The organism is Pantoea sp. B623 (assembly GCF_024814475.1).
GTDB classification, from domain to species: domain Bacteria; phylum Pseudomonadota; class Gammaproteobacteria; order Enterobacterales; family Enterobacteriaceae; genus Pantoea; species Pantoea ananatis.
Map to the genome: position 1 here is coordinate 729359 of NZ_JANUXM010000004.1, position 12870 is coordinate 742228.

The 12870-nt window shown below is 54.4% G+C and carries 16 protein-coding genes; 8 read left to right on the plus strand and 8 right to left on the minus strand.

Annotated elements, in window-relative coordinates:
* Positions 1-22: 22 nt before the first annotated feature.
* The 3 genes from flgD to flgB are packed head-to-tail and all read right to left on the minus strand — an operon-like array spanning position 23 to position 1527.
* Positions 23-694, minus strand: coding sequence for a flagellar hook assembly protein FlgD (gene flgD, locus NXS97_RS05285; RefSeq protein WP_013025349.1), 672 nt, complete (start codon positions 692-694; stop codon positions 23-25).
* A gap of 12 nt (positions 695-706) precedes the next feature.
* Positions 707-1111, minus strand: a complete 405-nt coding sequence (gene flgC, locus NXS97_RS05290) for a flagellar basal body rod protein FlgC (protein WP_013025348.1) — start codon at positions 1109-1111, stop codon at positions 707-709.
* 2 nt (positions 1112-1113) lie between these two features.
* Positions 1114-1527, minus strand: a complete 414-nt coding sequence (gene flgB, locus NXS97_RS05295) for a flagellar basal body rod protein FlgB (protein ID WP_015700561.1) — start codon at positions 1525-1527, stop codon at positions 1114-1116.
* Between the two features lie 153 nt (positions 1528-1680).
* Here flgB and flgA point away from each other — a divergent pair, with 153 nt between their 5' ends.
* The 3 genes from flgA (at position 1681) to NXS97_RS05310 (ending at position 3183) form a co-directional block, all read left to right on the plus strand.
* Positions 1681-2340 carry a flagellar basal body P-ring formation chaperone FlgA gene (gene flgA, locus NXS97_RS05300; protein WP_013025346.1) on the plus strand — a complete coding sequence of 220 codons (660 nt, stop codon included), beginning with the start codon at positions 1681-1683 and terminating at the stop codon, positions 2338-2340.
* A 103-nt stretch (positions 2341-2443) separates the two neighbouring features.
* Positions 2444-2746 (plus strand): flagellar biosynthesis anti-sigma factor FlgM, encoded by a 303-nt coding sequence (flgM, locus tag NXS97_RS05305; RefSeq protein WP_013025345.1) that lies wholly within the window; start codon positions 2444-2446, stop codon positions 2744-2746.
* Between the two features lie 5 nt (positions 2747-2751).
* Positions 2752-3183 (plus strand): flagella synthesis protein FlgN, encoded by a 432-nt coding sequence (locus NXS97_RS05310; protein ID WP_013025344.1) that lies wholly within the window; start codon positions 2752-2754, stop codon positions 3181-3183.
* A gap of 371 nt (positions 3184-3554) precedes the next feature.
* Here NXS97_RS05310 and NXS97_RS05315 read toward each other — a convergent pair whose 3' ends face one another.
* The 5 genes from NXS97_RS05315 to rimJ form a co-directional block, all read right to left on the minus strand.
* A complete protein-coding gene (locus NXS97_RS05315) occupies positions 3555-5246 on the minus strand; it encodes a methyl-accepting chemotaxis protein (protein WP_181901412.1) in 1692 nt (563 codons plus the stop codon).
* Between the two features lie 356 nt (positions 5247-5602).
* Complete coding sequence (gene murJ / locus NXS97_RS05320) at positions 5603-7141, minus strand: murein biosynthesis integral membrane protein MurJ (protein WP_014593415.1); 1539 nt, start codon at positions 7139-7141, stop codon at positions 5603-5605.
* Between the two features lie 121 nt (positions 7142-7262).
* Complete coding sequence (locus NXS97_RS05325) at positions 7263-8183, minus strand: Gfo/Idh/MocA family protein (RefSeq protein WP_259231767.1); 921 nt, start codon at positions 8181-8183, stop codon at positions 7263-7265.
* Positions 8184-8825 (minus strand): DUF480 domain-containing protein, encoded by a 642-nt coding sequence (locus tag NXS97_RS05330; protein WP_014593412.1) that lies wholly within the window; start codon positions 8823-8825, stop codon positions 8184-8186. It lies immediately after the preceding gene.
* A gap of 15 nt (positions 8826-8840) precedes the next feature.
* Positions 8841-9431 carry a ribosomal protein S5-alanine N-acetyltransferase gene (gene rimJ / locus NXS97_RS05335; protein ID WP_014606141.1) on the minus strand — a complete coding sequence of 197 codons (591 nt, stop codon included), beginning with the start codon at positions 9429-9431 and terminating at the stop codon, positions 8841-8843.
* Positions 9432-9864: 433 nt separating this feature from the next.
* Between rimJ and NXS97_RS05340 the strand changes: the two genes are divergently transcribed.
* The 5 genes from NXS97_RS05340 (at position 9865) to bssS (ending at position 12856) form a co-directional block, all read left to right on the plus strand.
* Entirely contained in the window at positions 9865-10428 is a 564-nt protein-coding gene (locus NXS97_RS05340; protein ID WP_116219640.1) for a lipoprotein, read from the plus strand.
* A 156-nt stretch (positions 10429-10584) separates the two neighbouring features.
* Positions 10585-11628 (plus strand): dihydroorotase, encoded by a 1044-nt coding sequence (gene pyrC, locus NXS97_RS05345; protein ID WP_013025337.1) that lies wholly within the window; start codon positions 10585-10587, stop codon positions 11626-11628.
* A gap of 62 nt (positions 11629-11690) precedes the next feature.
* Entirely contained in the window at positions 11691-11936 is a 246-nt protein-coding gene (gene dinI / locus NXS97_RS05350; protein WP_013025336.1) for a DNA damage-inducible protein I, read from the plus strand.
* Positions 11937-12081: 145 nt separating this feature from the next.
* Complete coding sequence (locus NXS97_RS05355) at positions 12082-12354, plus strand: hypothetical protein (RefSeq protein WP_014606143.1); 273 nt, start codon at positions 12082-12084, stop codon at positions 12352-12354.
* A 247-nt stretch (positions 12355-12601) separates the two neighbouring features.
* Entirely contained in the window at positions 12602-12856 is a 255-nt protein-coding gene (gene bssS, locus NXS97_RS05360) for a biofilm formation regulator BssS (protein WP_013025334.1), read from the plus strand.
* Positions 12857-12870: the final 14 nt, after the last annotated feature.

The window sequence follows — 12870 nt, forward strand, 5'->3', positions numbered from 1 at the left end:
ACCTCTCCTGTCTACAGGTGAATCAGAGAATCTGACGTACGTCGTCAAGGGTGGCGGAGCCCATGGTGCCGAGATCCAGTTTTGCGGTATTACCCGCCGTGCTTACGCCATTGACGTAGGCATAATTAAGTGGCTGAGCCACCTGTTGACCGCTGCTGTTACTGGCAGCAATCGCAACCTTGTATTTCCCGTCTGGCGCCACGCTGCCATCCGGTAATTTGCCGTCCCACGAGAACGTATGGACGCCGGCGCTCAGTGCGCCCAGATCCTGAGTGCTCACCACGTTGCCTTGCGCGTCGCTAATCGTCGCCGTGGCGGTAGTGGCCGCGTTGGTCAGCTCAACGCCGAATGGCGTCGTGGTGCCTTTGCCGACCAGAATCTGAGAGCCATTCACCATCACGCCATGCCCAATCAGCGTGGAGCTCTGCAGAGACTGGCTGGTACTGATCTGGCCGGAAATGGATCCCAGCGTGGTATTGAGTTTTTCAATGCCGCTCAGGGTGTTGATCTGTGCCAGCTGCGTTGTCAGCTGGCTGTTATCCATCGGATTGGTCGGATCCTGGTTTTGCAGCTGCGTGACCAGCATGGTCAGGAACTGGTTTTGCAGGTCCTGAGAGCTGTTCCCCGTGCCGGTGCTGGATGAACTCAGTACCGTGGGGTCCAGCTTCTCGTTAACGCCTACCGAAATAGCCATTATTTTTCTCCGTTACTGACCCATCGTCAGCGTTTTCATCATCATCGACTTCACGGTATTCAGCACCTCGACGTTAGCCTGGTAGCTGCGTGACGCCGACATGGTGTTAACCGTTTCGGCTACCACGTCCACGTTAGGCATCTTCACGTACCCTTTGGCATCGGCCATGGGATTACCTGGGTCATACACCAGTTTTGCCGGGGTCGGATCGTCCACCACCTGCGCCACTTTCACGCCACCCGTTGCGGCGCCAGCGGCGGCATCGGTCTGAAAAACGACCTGTTTTGCCACGTAAGGCTGTCCGTCCGGACCGGTTACGCTGTCGGCGTTTGCCAGGTTACTGGCGCTGACGTTTAATCGCTGTGATTGCGCGGTCATCGCTGAACCGGCAATGTCAAAAATATTAAGCAAGGCCATAATTATTGCCCTTGTAACACGCTCATCATGCCCTTGATCTGGCTACTGATAAGCGTGAGGTCGGTTTGATATTTCAGGCTGTTATCCGCAAACTGCGTACGTTCACGGTCCATATCCACGGTGTTACCGTCGGCTGATGGCTGATCCGGAATGCGATACAGCAAGTCCATTGACGGTGCCGAATTCGTCTGCGCTTCAATGTGGCGCGCCGACGTGACTTTTAGCGCCAGGCTACTGCCTTCAGCACGTCCATTCGCCATTGCCCGATTCAGCTCGCTGGCAAAGTCGATATCCCTGGCCTGATAGCCCGGGGTGTCGGCGTTGGCAATGTTTGATGCCAGAATCTCCTGACGTTGAGCTCGCAGGTTAAGGGCTTCGGTACCGAAATGTAGCGCCGCATCGAGTTTGTCGAGCATGCTTCCTCCGCAAATGAGAATTTCGAGCTGGCAGCTTAATCGGGAAAAAGCAAGAGTCATCGTCTGAATAACGCCTCAAATCGTCGCTATTTTTGCTCTTGAGTTTTTTTTTATGCGCGTACACTCGTTGGCATCATCAGTGAGGAAAAGCACATGCGTGGATATTCAGCCCTGTTAGCAAGCCTGCTGGCCCTGATTGCCCTACCCGTAATGGCAGGCGATTTCAGCGCCCAACTGAGCCAGTTTTTTAAGGCACGCGATCCCCAGCACGCGGCCGGAATGAATGTGGTGATTCGTACGCCGCAGGCCCAGTGGCCAGAATGTGAGGCCCCGCAGTTTACCCTGCCGGGCAACAGCCGGGCCTGGGGCAACATGAGCGTGGCGGCTAACTGTGGTGAGAACCGTCGTTATATTCAGGTCCAGGTTCAGGTAACCGGTGACTATCTGGTCGCAACAAAATTAATTGCCCGTGGCAGCACCGTCAGTAAAGAGGATTTCCGTATTGAAAACGGACGTCTTGATAATCTGCCCCCGCGCACACTGTTCACCGATGAGTCCGTAGCGGATTCGGTGGTCCTGCGTGACATCCAGCCGGGACAACCCGTGAGTCAGTCCATGCTGCGCCAACCGTGGCGCGTCAAAGCGGGTCAGGACGTGATGGTGGTGGCCAGCGGAGACGGATTTGACGCCAGCGGCGAAGGCAAAGCGTTAAACAACGGTACGATTTCACAGTGGGTTCGGGTGCGTATGGGAAATGGCCAGGTTGTAAGTGGCCGGGTGAGCGATGATGGGAAAATTCTTATAACACTATAAAACATTAAAGAAGCCTGTTTATCTGCCGATAGAAGAATCAGCTAAGCGATTACGCTATTATGATTCAGGTGGCAGACTCCCCTGACTTTACAGGAGCCCGAATATGAGCATCGACAGAACACAACCGACAAAGCCCGCCAGCACTGTGCAAACACGTGACAGCAGCGAGCAACAAACTACCCGCGTGCGTCAGAGCAGCACCACGACTGCTACAACGCCTGCGGCCGCTCAGGTCAGCCTGAGCAGCGCACAAGCACAGCTGATGCAGCCCGGCAGCCAGGACATTAACGTCCAGCGCGTAGAACAATTAAAAACCGCCATTCGCAATGGCGAGTTGAAGATGGATACCGGCAAAATCGCTGATGCGCTGATTGCCGACACTAAGGCGTATTTAGAGGGTAAATAATCCCCATGAGTAATTTGCTGACCACGTTAGATAAGATGCAGGAAGTGCTGGTGTCTCTGGCCATCGTTCTGGATGAAGAGCAACAGCAGCTGTCGTCTGGAATGATCAACAGCAACAACCTGCAGCGTATTACGGAAGACAAGAGCGCGCTGCTGAGTACGTTGAATTATTTAGACGAGATGCGTCGCAGCAACGAGAAAAGTCTGGGTACATCTGCACCTTATCGTGGTCAAAGTGACATGGCGCGCCGCTGGGAAGGTATTCAGCAGCATACGCGTCGGTTACATAACGCAAATACGCACAATGGTATTCTGTTGCAGCATCAAATTACCTTTACCCATGACGCGTTAGACATTTTGAAGCCGCATCAGACGCAGGCGTTTTATGGTCCGGATGGTAAAGGACAGGGCCAGGCAACATTAAGTCGTAAAGTCTGACCTGTTTTCCTCCCTCCCGGTATCGCGGGCTGCCTCAGCGAATCTGATGCAGGCGTGACCCGGGCAGGCGTAAAAAAGCCGTCATCTCGCTGAGAAGATGGCTTTTTTTGTATCCGCTCGCCGAAATTTCCCCTCCTCTGCGCCCTGCGTAACCCTTCTTCTCTCTGCTTCGCGCCTGACGGAATGACGCAATGCACTCACGGGTACGCCAGGCGCATCCCGCGATATTCTCCACAAGGCAGGCGATTCAGCCTGTTCGCCCAAAGGCCTACGGTTGAACGTCTCAGTTAGTGCTGTACGACGCTGTGCAGAGTGCCGCCGGACGCGCGTTCACCAGACAGGTAAAACGCGCGCCTTAATCCTTTCCCGGCTTAAAATGCCTCCCAGTTTTCATGTCCACGTTCAGACGGAATGACGGGCGCCACAGCCGCTTTCAGGGTCGCAGGGAGAGTGGCGTTCGCATGTTTCAAAGGCGGGCTTTCAAGTTTGAAAACCGAAACGGCCTGGGTCAGTTTGTCAGCCTGCTCTTCAAGCGAGGCGGCTGCAGCCGAGGCCTGCTCAACCAACGACGCGTTCTGCTGTGTCACATCATCCATCTCGGTAACGGCCAGGCTGACCTGCTGAATGCCCCGGCTCTGCTCATCGGAAGCCGCCGCGATCTCCGAAATGATGTCATTTACCCGACGGAAAGCTTCTACCGTTTCCATCATGGTGCTACCCGCATTGCTGACAAGCGTGGTGCCGCCGTTGATGAGCCCGACCGAAGCAGAAATGAGCCCTTCGATCTCTTTGGCCGCCTGCGCGCTTCGCTGCGCCAGACTGCGCACTTCGCTGGCAACCACGGCGAATCCGCGGCCCTGTTCTCCTGCCCGCGCGGCTTCCACCGCCGCATTTAGCGCAAGAATGTTGGTCTGGAAGGCAATGCTGTTGATGACGCTGGTGATCTCGGCAATCTTTTTCGAACTACCGGAGATATCGTCCATGGTTTTCACCACGCGATTAACGATGTTCCCGCCCGTATGGGCTTTGTCAGAAGCGTCAGAGGCCAGCTGACAGGCATGGTGAGCATTGTCAGCGTTCTGTTTCACCGTGGCAGTCAGTTGCTCCATGCTTGCCGCTGTCTGTTCCAGTGACGCCGCCTGTTGTTCTGTTCTTGACGAGAGATCGGTATTCCCGGAAGAAATTTCTCCCGCACTCTGAAGAATGGCAATGGCACCATCGCGCACGGTTCCAACCGTACTCGACAGCGAGGACTGCATCAGTTGAAGACGCGAGAGCAGCAGGCCTGGCTCGTTTCGGCCACAAACGTCAGGCGGTAGCGTCAAGTCACCATGTGCAATCAGGTCGATACGCGAGAGGGATTGCCGTAACGGGGTGATAATGACCTTTTTTAACAGAACAAAAGCCAGGAGTACGATCGTCACCGATGCCACAAAAGCCGCCAGCATCGTGACATAGCCCGTATTCACCTGATCCACCGCATCCTGTTTTATCGCCTGCGACCGCTGATTGCGCATATCAATCGCTTTCATCAACACATCTTTATAAGCTTTATCGAGTCTGTCGGCTTCCGTTTCATCGGCGATGATTTCTTCAAAGCTTCCCTGTTTCGCCGCGTCAATCATCGGCAGCAAACCTTTACGAAGATAATCGCTGAAACGTGCCTGAAGCTGTGTATCAATATCCGCGCCTTCGGGCGATTTGACGGCGCGATGCAGATAAATGTTAAGCCCTTTCTCTGCCTTCTTCAGGCTGACATCTGTTGCAAGTAAATGCGCTTTATAGTTATCCGTGTCCGCAATGCGCGCGGCGGCACCCGCCTGAATAATTTGCAGCCGCGCCGAACGCATATGTGTCGAACTGTCGAGCAGCCCCTGGCGAACCGCAATCTCGTCAGTCGAATCATCCAGCGAGTGTTTGCTCTGCGCAAGAAACCAGGCCGAAAGGCCTATGCCAGAGACGAATAACAGTAAGATGCAGCCAAATACCAGGCTGAATAAAGGAACAAGCTTAAGGTTATGCCAGAGACTCAGCTTGACGTTGTCATTGGCTGTGATATGCATTTTCGTCCTCTCCTTATGTGATGAACTGTTTATAGTCATCGGCAGGAAAAGGGCAGTTTTTACGATGAAATTGACCTCAGAATCAATTCCTTACAACATGTCATCATTCTCACGTGATGTTTTTAATAAAGCTAAATATCACGTCAACAGACCTGTTTTTTTAACGATTTTTTAGGAAAAAACATCTTACTGTCACAAAGACGTTCAACGTGAATATCAGGCTGAGCGCGATATTCACGCGGCAGCTTATGACGTTCACTGTCGCCTTGGGTTAAACAACAAAAAGGCCGCAACGTGCGCCGTTGCGGCCTTGCTTACAGGTGACGCGCCGAATGAGGTTCAGCGCAGGTTTATATTCAGACGGTTGTGCGCCGTGCGTAATCCCGCAGGCGAAAACCCATCAGCCCCAGGGCCAGGAAGTAGGCTCCCCCGCCTACCGCACAGACTAATGCGAGTCGCAGCAGGCGCCAGAGCATATTCCCTTGTTCCCAGACGGGCATCCAGTACAGCATGCCAAACAGCGCGGCTGCCATTATCGCGACGGCCAACAGTAAGCGCAGCAGGAAACCCAGCCAGCCCGGCTGCGGCTGGAAGATCGCCTTTTTGCGCAACTGCCAGTAAAGCAGTGCAGCATTGAGGCAGGCCCCCAGACCAATCGAGAGCGCGAGGCCAGCATGCTTAAGGGGGCCGATAAAGGCCAGGTTCATGAGCTGAGTCACGATCAGCGTGATAATGGCAATTTTGACCGGGGTTTTAATGTCCTGGCGCGAATAAAATCCCGGTGCCAGGACTTTCACGACAATCAGCCCCATCAGCCCGACCGAATAGGCAACAAGCGCGCGCTGGGTCATGGCGGCATCGAACGCGGTGAATTTGCCATACTGGAACAGCGCGACAGTCAGGGGACCGGATAACATTCCCAAGGCTACCGCGCTGGGTAACGCCAGCAAAAAGCACAAACGCAGGCCCCAGTCCATTAAGCGTGAATACTCATCGTGATTGCCGCTGGAGAAGCTTTTGGCCAGCGACGGCAACAAGATGGTGCCCAGCGCCACGCCCAACACGCCGGAAGGAAACTCCATCAGACGATCGGCATAGTACATCCAGGAGACAGAGCCCGATACCAGGAAAGAGGCAAAAATAGTGTTGATAATCAGCGAGATTTGACTGACGGAGACGCCCAGGATGGCGGGCCCCATCTGACGCATGACGCGCCACACACCTGCATCACGCAGGTTAAGACGCGGCAGTACCAGCATGCCGAGTTTCTTGAGATGCGGTAACTGATAGCCTAACTGCAGCAGTCCACCCACGACGACGGCCCACGCCAGCGCCATCACTGGCGGATGGAAATGCGGCGCCGCAAACAGGGCAAAACCAATCATGCTGACGTTCAGCAGCGTGGGCGCAAAAGCCGGTACGGAAAAACGGTTCCAGGTGTTAAGTATTGCCCCGGCCAGGGAGGCAAGGGAGATCAACAGAATATAGGGAAAGGTGACGCGCAGCAGCGCGCTGGTCAGGGCGAATTTATCCGCCGTATCCGCGAATCCCGGCGCAGTGACCAGAATGACCCAGGGCGCGGCAACCATTCCCGCAACCGTCACAACAGCCAATGCCAGCGTCAGCAGCCCCGATACGTAGGCAACAAATAACCGCGTCGCCTCTTCTCCCTGCTTGCTCTTGTACTCGGCTAAAATAGGCACAAAAGCCTGCGAGAATGCGCCTTCCGCAAAAATGCGTCGCAGCAGATTCGGCAGTTTAAAGGCAACAAAGAAGGCATCGGTAGCCATACCGGCCCCGAATACGCGCGCCACAATGGCATCACGGGCGAAGCCCAGCACGCGGGAAAACAGCGTCATGGAACTGACCGCTGCCAGCGATTTCAACAAATTCATAATTGACGGGGCATCCTGAAAAAAATCGGCAAAATGCGTGGCTTAGCACGGGTTATGTCACATCTCGGCCGATAGTCTACTGCCATCGCGCGAAATGACCAGTGCTGAGTGTTACAAGGCGTTATTCCCGTTCGGCATCGCGCCACATTGATTCGACCACGCGTTGCGCCAGCAGGGCCTGCTCGCCACTGGTCTCCGGCTTTGTCTGATTTTCGACACACTGGACAAAATGCTCTGCGGCCCCGACGAATCCGCGCTGGGCCAGATGGCTCTGCCAGGAGGGAGAAGGCGTGATCACCACCCCCGCCCCTCGCTCCACTTGCCCGTCGCGCATGTCATGAATATCAATGCATTGGCCATCGCCTATGGCGCTGACGCGTTCGCGCTGGCTTCCTGCCCGACGATGCATGCTGGTCGTGACCTGCAACTGTCCGGCATTGAAATGGTGCTCCGCATACAGCATCTGTCCCTGCTCATTGGTCGAGATGTGCCCCTGACGCGGAAGCGAACGTCCCCCGGCCAGCCACAAGGCGGTGTCGACAACATGGAGATAATCATCCAGTAACGTGAAGCGCAGATCCTGTGGACCCACGCTGTCGCTGCGGTGTTTCTCAACACGCAGCGAAGCAACCGATGCCATCTCGTCTTTGAGCTGCTGATAGGCGGGCGCAAAACGGCGATTAAAGGCCACCATCACTTGGCGCTGTTTCTTTTCGGCCAGCGTAACAAGCGCCTCGGCCTGACTCAGGGTTTCTGCCAGCGGCTTATCGACACAGACGTCTTTTCCCGCCTGCAGCAGTGCATGCACGACCTCGTAATGACTGGCCGTACTGGTATGAACAAACACGGCATCACAGACGGCCGCCAGGGCATTCAGCGTGCTGAAACAGGGGATCCGGTAACGTTCGCACACGACCTGCGCGTTCGCCTGGTTCGGCGAAAATGCACCCACTAACTGCCAGGCACGCGCCTGCGATAATACGGGCAGCCAGGCCTTTTGCGCGATGCCGCCTAAGCCGACCACACCAATACGAATCGTCATTTAGTGTTCTCTTTCCTGTAGCAGCGCCAGCTGCGCCTGTAAGTCTGCCACCTGCTGCTCCAGCGCGACGACGCGTTCCAGCAGGGCGACATCATGTGTGACTGCGTCAACCTGCGTCGGTGCGGGCGCTACCTCGCCGGCCAACAAGTGCATAAAGCGGCTTTCACGCTTGCCGGGCTCACGGGCCAGGCGTACAACCATCGGGCCGTCATCGCGTGACGCCAGCCCTTCCAGGGTCTGTTCGACTTCAGCCACGTCGGCAAACTCGTGCAGGCGTCCGCTTCGCGTGCGCAGTTCACCCGGCGTCTGCGCGCCGCGCAGGAACAGAAGCGTCAGAACGGCTACTTCTGCACTGCTGAGCTGCAGATGTCCAAATGCCGAATTGCAGAAGCGCTGCTCATATTTAACGACCCGCTGGCCGAAGCCACTGTTCGCCGTCACCAGGTGTTTTTTAACCAGCTGGTCGAGCTCATTCTGGACATCGCTTTCGCTCAGTTCCATCACCGGCTCGCGATTTGACTTCTGATTGCAGGCGTTAACCACCGCGTTCAACGAAAGCGGGTACTGTTCCGGCGTGGTCACCTGTTTTTCCAGCAGGCAACCTAACACGCGCAGAGCCTGTACCGACAAGGCTATCTTCATTTACTACTCCTCGGGTTATCCACGACGGTTGGGCGTCCATTCTTTGCAGGTCAACGCCGTCAGGACATGATCCTGCCACTCGCCATTAATCATTAAATAATTTTTAGCATATCCCTCTTTTTCAAACCCGAGGCGCGCCAGCAGATCGCCACTACGCTGGTTGTGCGGCATATAGTTAGCCATGATGCGATGAATATACTGTTGCCGCTGCATATAACGAATCGCCGACTGCAGCGCCTCAAACATCATGCCCTGCCCCTGCCATTTTTCGCCGAGGGAATACCCAAGGTAACAGGCATGAAAGGCCCCGCGCAGGACATTGCTGAAGTTAGCCACGCCGCGTACCTCGGTTTCGTTGCTGTCCATCAACACAAAGTAGAAAGCCGATCCCTGTTTATGCATATCCGCAATCAGGCCGAGCCGCGCCTGCCAGCCAGAGGGATAACAATGGCTGTCATCGCGAACCGGTTCCCACGGCCTGAGAAAATCGCGATTTTCCGCATAGTAATCCGCTAACCGCCACGCATCGCGTTCGTGAACCAGTCTTACCACCAGCCGCTCGGTCGTGAGTCTCACCCTCAGCGCGGCAGAACGATAGCCAAACATCATCTCTCCTGAAATCCATGGCGGGAAGGAAATGCCAGTCTTTGATAACGTTCACTATAACCGTCGCCAGGTCTGCGGTAAAACGTTACGCGCGCAATCACAGACGGGCTGACCGTTTATGCTCCTGTGCGCTGACAGTGAAACCGCTCTTAACTGTTTCACTGCAGTCTGCGCGACACAAAAGATGCGTCGCGTCCCCTGTCCTGCACGTGAACAGTTGCCCTTGCTGGCATGGGTGGGTTAGCCGTCACTGATCACGATGCCTGACCTGCCGGACGGGGCCTGGCTGACCCGGTGATCGCCGGCGAAGGGCGGCCAGCCCTGCAGCGAAAGGCACGTTCGGTTACTCTAACTCAGCCCATTCCTGATGACAGACTGCACGCATTAGGGCAGGCTATGCCCTGATCTACTTTTTCATTTAAACGAGGGAATTATGAAGAAGGCTTTTCACGGGCTGATTGCCCTGTTTTTCGCGGTATTGCTGAGCGGCTGTAATCAGTTAACCCAGTACACCATCAGCGAGCAGGAGGTCAATCAGGCGCTGCTAAAACACAATAATTTCGAAAAAGACGTTGGCGTCTCAGGGCTGGTGAATGCCCATATTGTCCTGAATAACCTGACCAGTCAGATTGGTCGCGAAGAGCCGGGTAAAGTAACGTTATCAGGTAATGCGAAAATCAACGTGTCTTCGCTGTTTGGTCCACAACAGGCCGATATGCAGTTGAAGATGCGTGCGCAACCGGTGTTCGACAAACAGCAGGGTGCGATTTATCTGCGCGATATGGAAATTGTGGATGCACAGGTTCAGCCAGACAAGATGGCGTCCATCATGAAAACGCTGACGCCCTACCTGAATCAATCGCTGAAAAGCTATTTTGACCAGCAGCCTGCCTATGTGCTGAGTGCCGATCGCAGTAAAGCTGAATCGCTGGCGAAGAAATTTGCTAAAGGGTTGGAAGTGAAGCCAGGCGAGCTGGTGATCCCGTTCACCGATTAGCGCGTTCCGACAAATTTATCGCCTGCCTGATCCGCGCCTTTCGGCGCGGATTGCTTATCAGATGCAAAAACAGGTGCAAACGGTTGCCTGAGTCCTTATGCTTATAACCCGGCCTAAACACGCCATTCGTTTATCCTTCATGCCGGAGCCGTATTAATGACCGCACAACCTCAGCAACTTACTATCCGCCGCCCAGATGACTGGCATATCCATCTTCGTGATGACGAGATGCTTAAAACGGTGCTGCCCTACACCAGCGCGGTGAACGGTCGGGCTATCGTGATGCCCAACCTGGTTCCGCCGGTGGTCAGCGTCGCGGCGGGCGAAGCCTATCGCGACCGCATTCTGGCCGCGTTGCCTGACGGTCATGACTTTACCCCGCTGATGACCTGCTACCTGACCGACTCGTTAGACGCCGAAGAACTGGCGCGCGGTTACCACTCCGGCTTGTTCACTGCGGCCAAGCTCTATCCTGCCCATGCGACAACCAACTCCAGCCACGGCGTGACCAACATTGCGTCAATCGCGTCGGTGCTGGAGCGGATGCAAACGCTGGGCATGCCGCTGTTAGTGCATGGCGAGGTGACTGATTCACATATTGATATCTTTGACCGTGAAGCCCGCTTTATTGAAACGGTGATGGAACCGCTGCGTAAGCAATTCCCTGCGCTGAAAGTCGTGATGGAGCATATTACGACCAAAGATGCCGCAGACTATGTGGAAAGCGCCAATGAAAACCTGGCCGCTACCCTTACCCCCCAGCACCTGATGTTTAACCGTAACCATATGCTGGTGGGCGGAATTCGTCCGCACCTTTACTGTCTGCCCATTCTGAAGCGCAATACGCATCAGCAGGCGTTGCGCAAGGTGGTGGCCAGCGGTCATCCACGTTTCTTCCTGGGTACCGACACCGCCCCTCACCTGAGCCATCTGAAAGAGAGCAGCTGCGGCTGTGCCGGCGTATTTAATGCTCCTACCTCCCTGCCCGCTTATGCCACGGTGTTTGAGGAGATCGGTGCGCTGGCGCATTTTGAAGCGTTCTGTTCCGAGAACGGTCCCCGCTTCTATGGTCTGCCGCTGAACGAAGGCACCATCACGCTGGTGCGTGAGCCCTGGACAGTCGCAGAAACAATTGAAATGGGCTCACATCAGCTGGTGCCTTTCCTGGCCGGTGAAACGCTGAACTGGCGTGTAAAATAATTTCACTTGCCTCCGGCATATTTATACTGTAGTTATATACAGTATCTTATACGGAGGCTTTTATGCGTGTTGAAATTACCGTTGCCAAGACCCAACCTCTACCCGCTGGTGCGATAGAAGCCCTGAGCCAGGAACTGTCGCGCCGTATCGATGAACAATTCCCGCAATTCACCAATCACGTCAAAGTGCGTTACGCCACGGCTAACCAGCTAAGCGTGATGGGCGGAGATAAAGAGACGCGTGAACAAATCAGCGAAATCCTGCAACAAACGTGGGAAAGCGCTGACGACTGGTTCATTACCGATTAACCGCCACTGTGCTGTTTTTTGCCGGGTTTCGCCACCCGGTTTTTTTATCTTCATTTAAAGTCTGCCTAACCCCTCTCCCCATCTGGACTCTGAATGATCAATGTCCTATGCTGGCGCTGATCATGCATAAAAGGAGTTGCATCCCATGACTACAGATAAACCCGAAGAAGCGATGACCTTTGGCGAGTTGTTAACGCTGATTGGTGAACAGCAGCGTCGTTTAACGGTGCTGGAAAATGCGTTCTCCAGCCTGATTTTCTGTCTTGATGACCGGGCCAGTCAGTTACTGGTGCATAATCTTTCTCTTGAAGCCCAGAATCAAAACCATGATGAGCAACTGCAGCAGCAGTTTGCGCGCCTGGCCGAAACGTTACAGAAGCGCAGTGGGACAACCGGCGCGGAGACCGCCCTAATCTGACGTGCGGTTAACGCCAGTGATGAACAACTTTTACTGTTTAAATAGGACGATTACCTACCTGTCATTCTGGTATTATATCTTCTCAGCTTTACCGTTTTAGAGACAAACATTCTGCTTTCAGGCGTTCCGTGATACGTTTTAATCAGTAAATCGCTATATTGCTGTTATAATTGTTTCGCAGTGGAAATAAAAAAGCCGCATTGAACCTCATCATGCACTTCGTTTAACGAGTAATAAGGAGGTTATAATGGACAGTCGCAAAGATGTAATTCAGACCCATCCACTGGTGGGCTGGGATATCAGTACTGTTGACAGCTATGATGCGATGATGATCCGCCTGCACTCCCTTTCGTCGCAAGATCAAACAGAAGAAGACGCAGACGTTGGCCCGACTTACTGGCTGACGACTGATGTAGCAAAGCAGTTCATCTCCATTCTTGAAGCCGGTATCGCCAAGATAGAATCTGCCGAGCAAGTAGAACGACTACTAAAGAAGCATTAATACTGCTGCATCAG

Excerpts from the sequence above, each read along its gene's own strand:
- NXS97_RS05330 (WP_014593412.1), bottom strand. The coding sequence starts at position 8,825 with ATGAAGATAGCCTTGTCGGTACAGGCTCTGCGCGTGTTAGGTTGCCTG.
- NXS97_RS05310 (WP_013025344.1), top strand. The coding sequence starts at position 2,752 with ATGAGTAATTTGCTGACCACGTTAGATAAGATGCAGGAAGTGCTGGTG.
- flgM (WP_013025345.1), top strand. The coding sequence starts at position 2,444 with ATGAGCATCGACAGAACACAACCGACAAAGCCCGCCAGCACTGTGCAA.
- NXS97_RS05325 (WP_259231767.1), bottom strand. The coding sequence starts at position 8,183 with ATGACGATTCGTATTGGTGTGGTCGGCTTAGGCGGCATCGCGCAAAAG.
- NXS97_RS05340 (WP_116219640.1), top strand. The coding sequence starts at position 9,865 with ATGAAGAAGGCTTTTCACGGGCTGATTGCCCTGTTTTTCGCGGTATTG.
- NXS97_RS05315 (WP_181901412.1), bottom strand. The coding sequence starts at position 5,246 with ATGCATATCACAGCCAATGACAACGTCAAGCTGAGTCTCTGGCATAAC.
- murJ (WP_014593415.1), bottom strand. The coding sequence starts at position 7,141 with ATGAATTTGTTGAAATCGCTGGCAGCGGTCAGTTCCATGACGCTGTTT.
- flgC (WP_013025348.1), bottom strand. The coding sequence starts at position 1,111 with ATGGCCTTGCTTAATATTTTTGACATTGCCGGTTCAGCGATGACCGCG.
- dinI (WP_013025336.1), top strand. The coding sequence starts at position 11,691 with ATGCGTGTTGAAATTACCGTTGCCAAGACCCAACCTCTACCCGCTGGT.
- pyrC (WP_013025337.1), top strand. The coding sequence starts at position 10,585 with ATGACCGCACAACCTCAGCAACTTACTATCCGCCGCCCAGATGACTGG.
- flgB (WP_015700561.1), bottom strand. The coding sequence starts at position 1,527 with ATGCTCGACAAACTCGATGCGGCGCTACATTTCGGTACCGAAGCCCTT.
- bssS (WP_013025334.1), top strand. The coding sequence starts at position 12,602 with ATGGACAGTCGCAAAGATGTAATTCAGACCCATCCACTGGTGGGCTGG.
- NXS97_RS05355 (WP_014606143.1), top strand. The coding sequence starts at position 12,082 with ATGACTACAGATAAACCCGAAGAAGCGATGACCTTTGGCGAGTTGTTA.
- rimJ (WP_014606141.1), bottom strand. The coding sequence starts at position 9,431 with ATGTTTGGCTATCGTTCTGCCGCGCTGAGGGTGAGACTCACGACCGAG.
- flgD (WP_013025349.1), bottom strand. The coding sequence starts at position 694 with ATGGCTATTTCGGTAGGCGTTAACGAGAAGCTGGACCCCACGGTACTG.
- flgA (WP_013025346.1), top strand. The coding sequence starts at position 1,681 with ATGCGTGGATATTCAGCCCTGTTAGCAAGCCTGCTGGCCCTGATTGCC.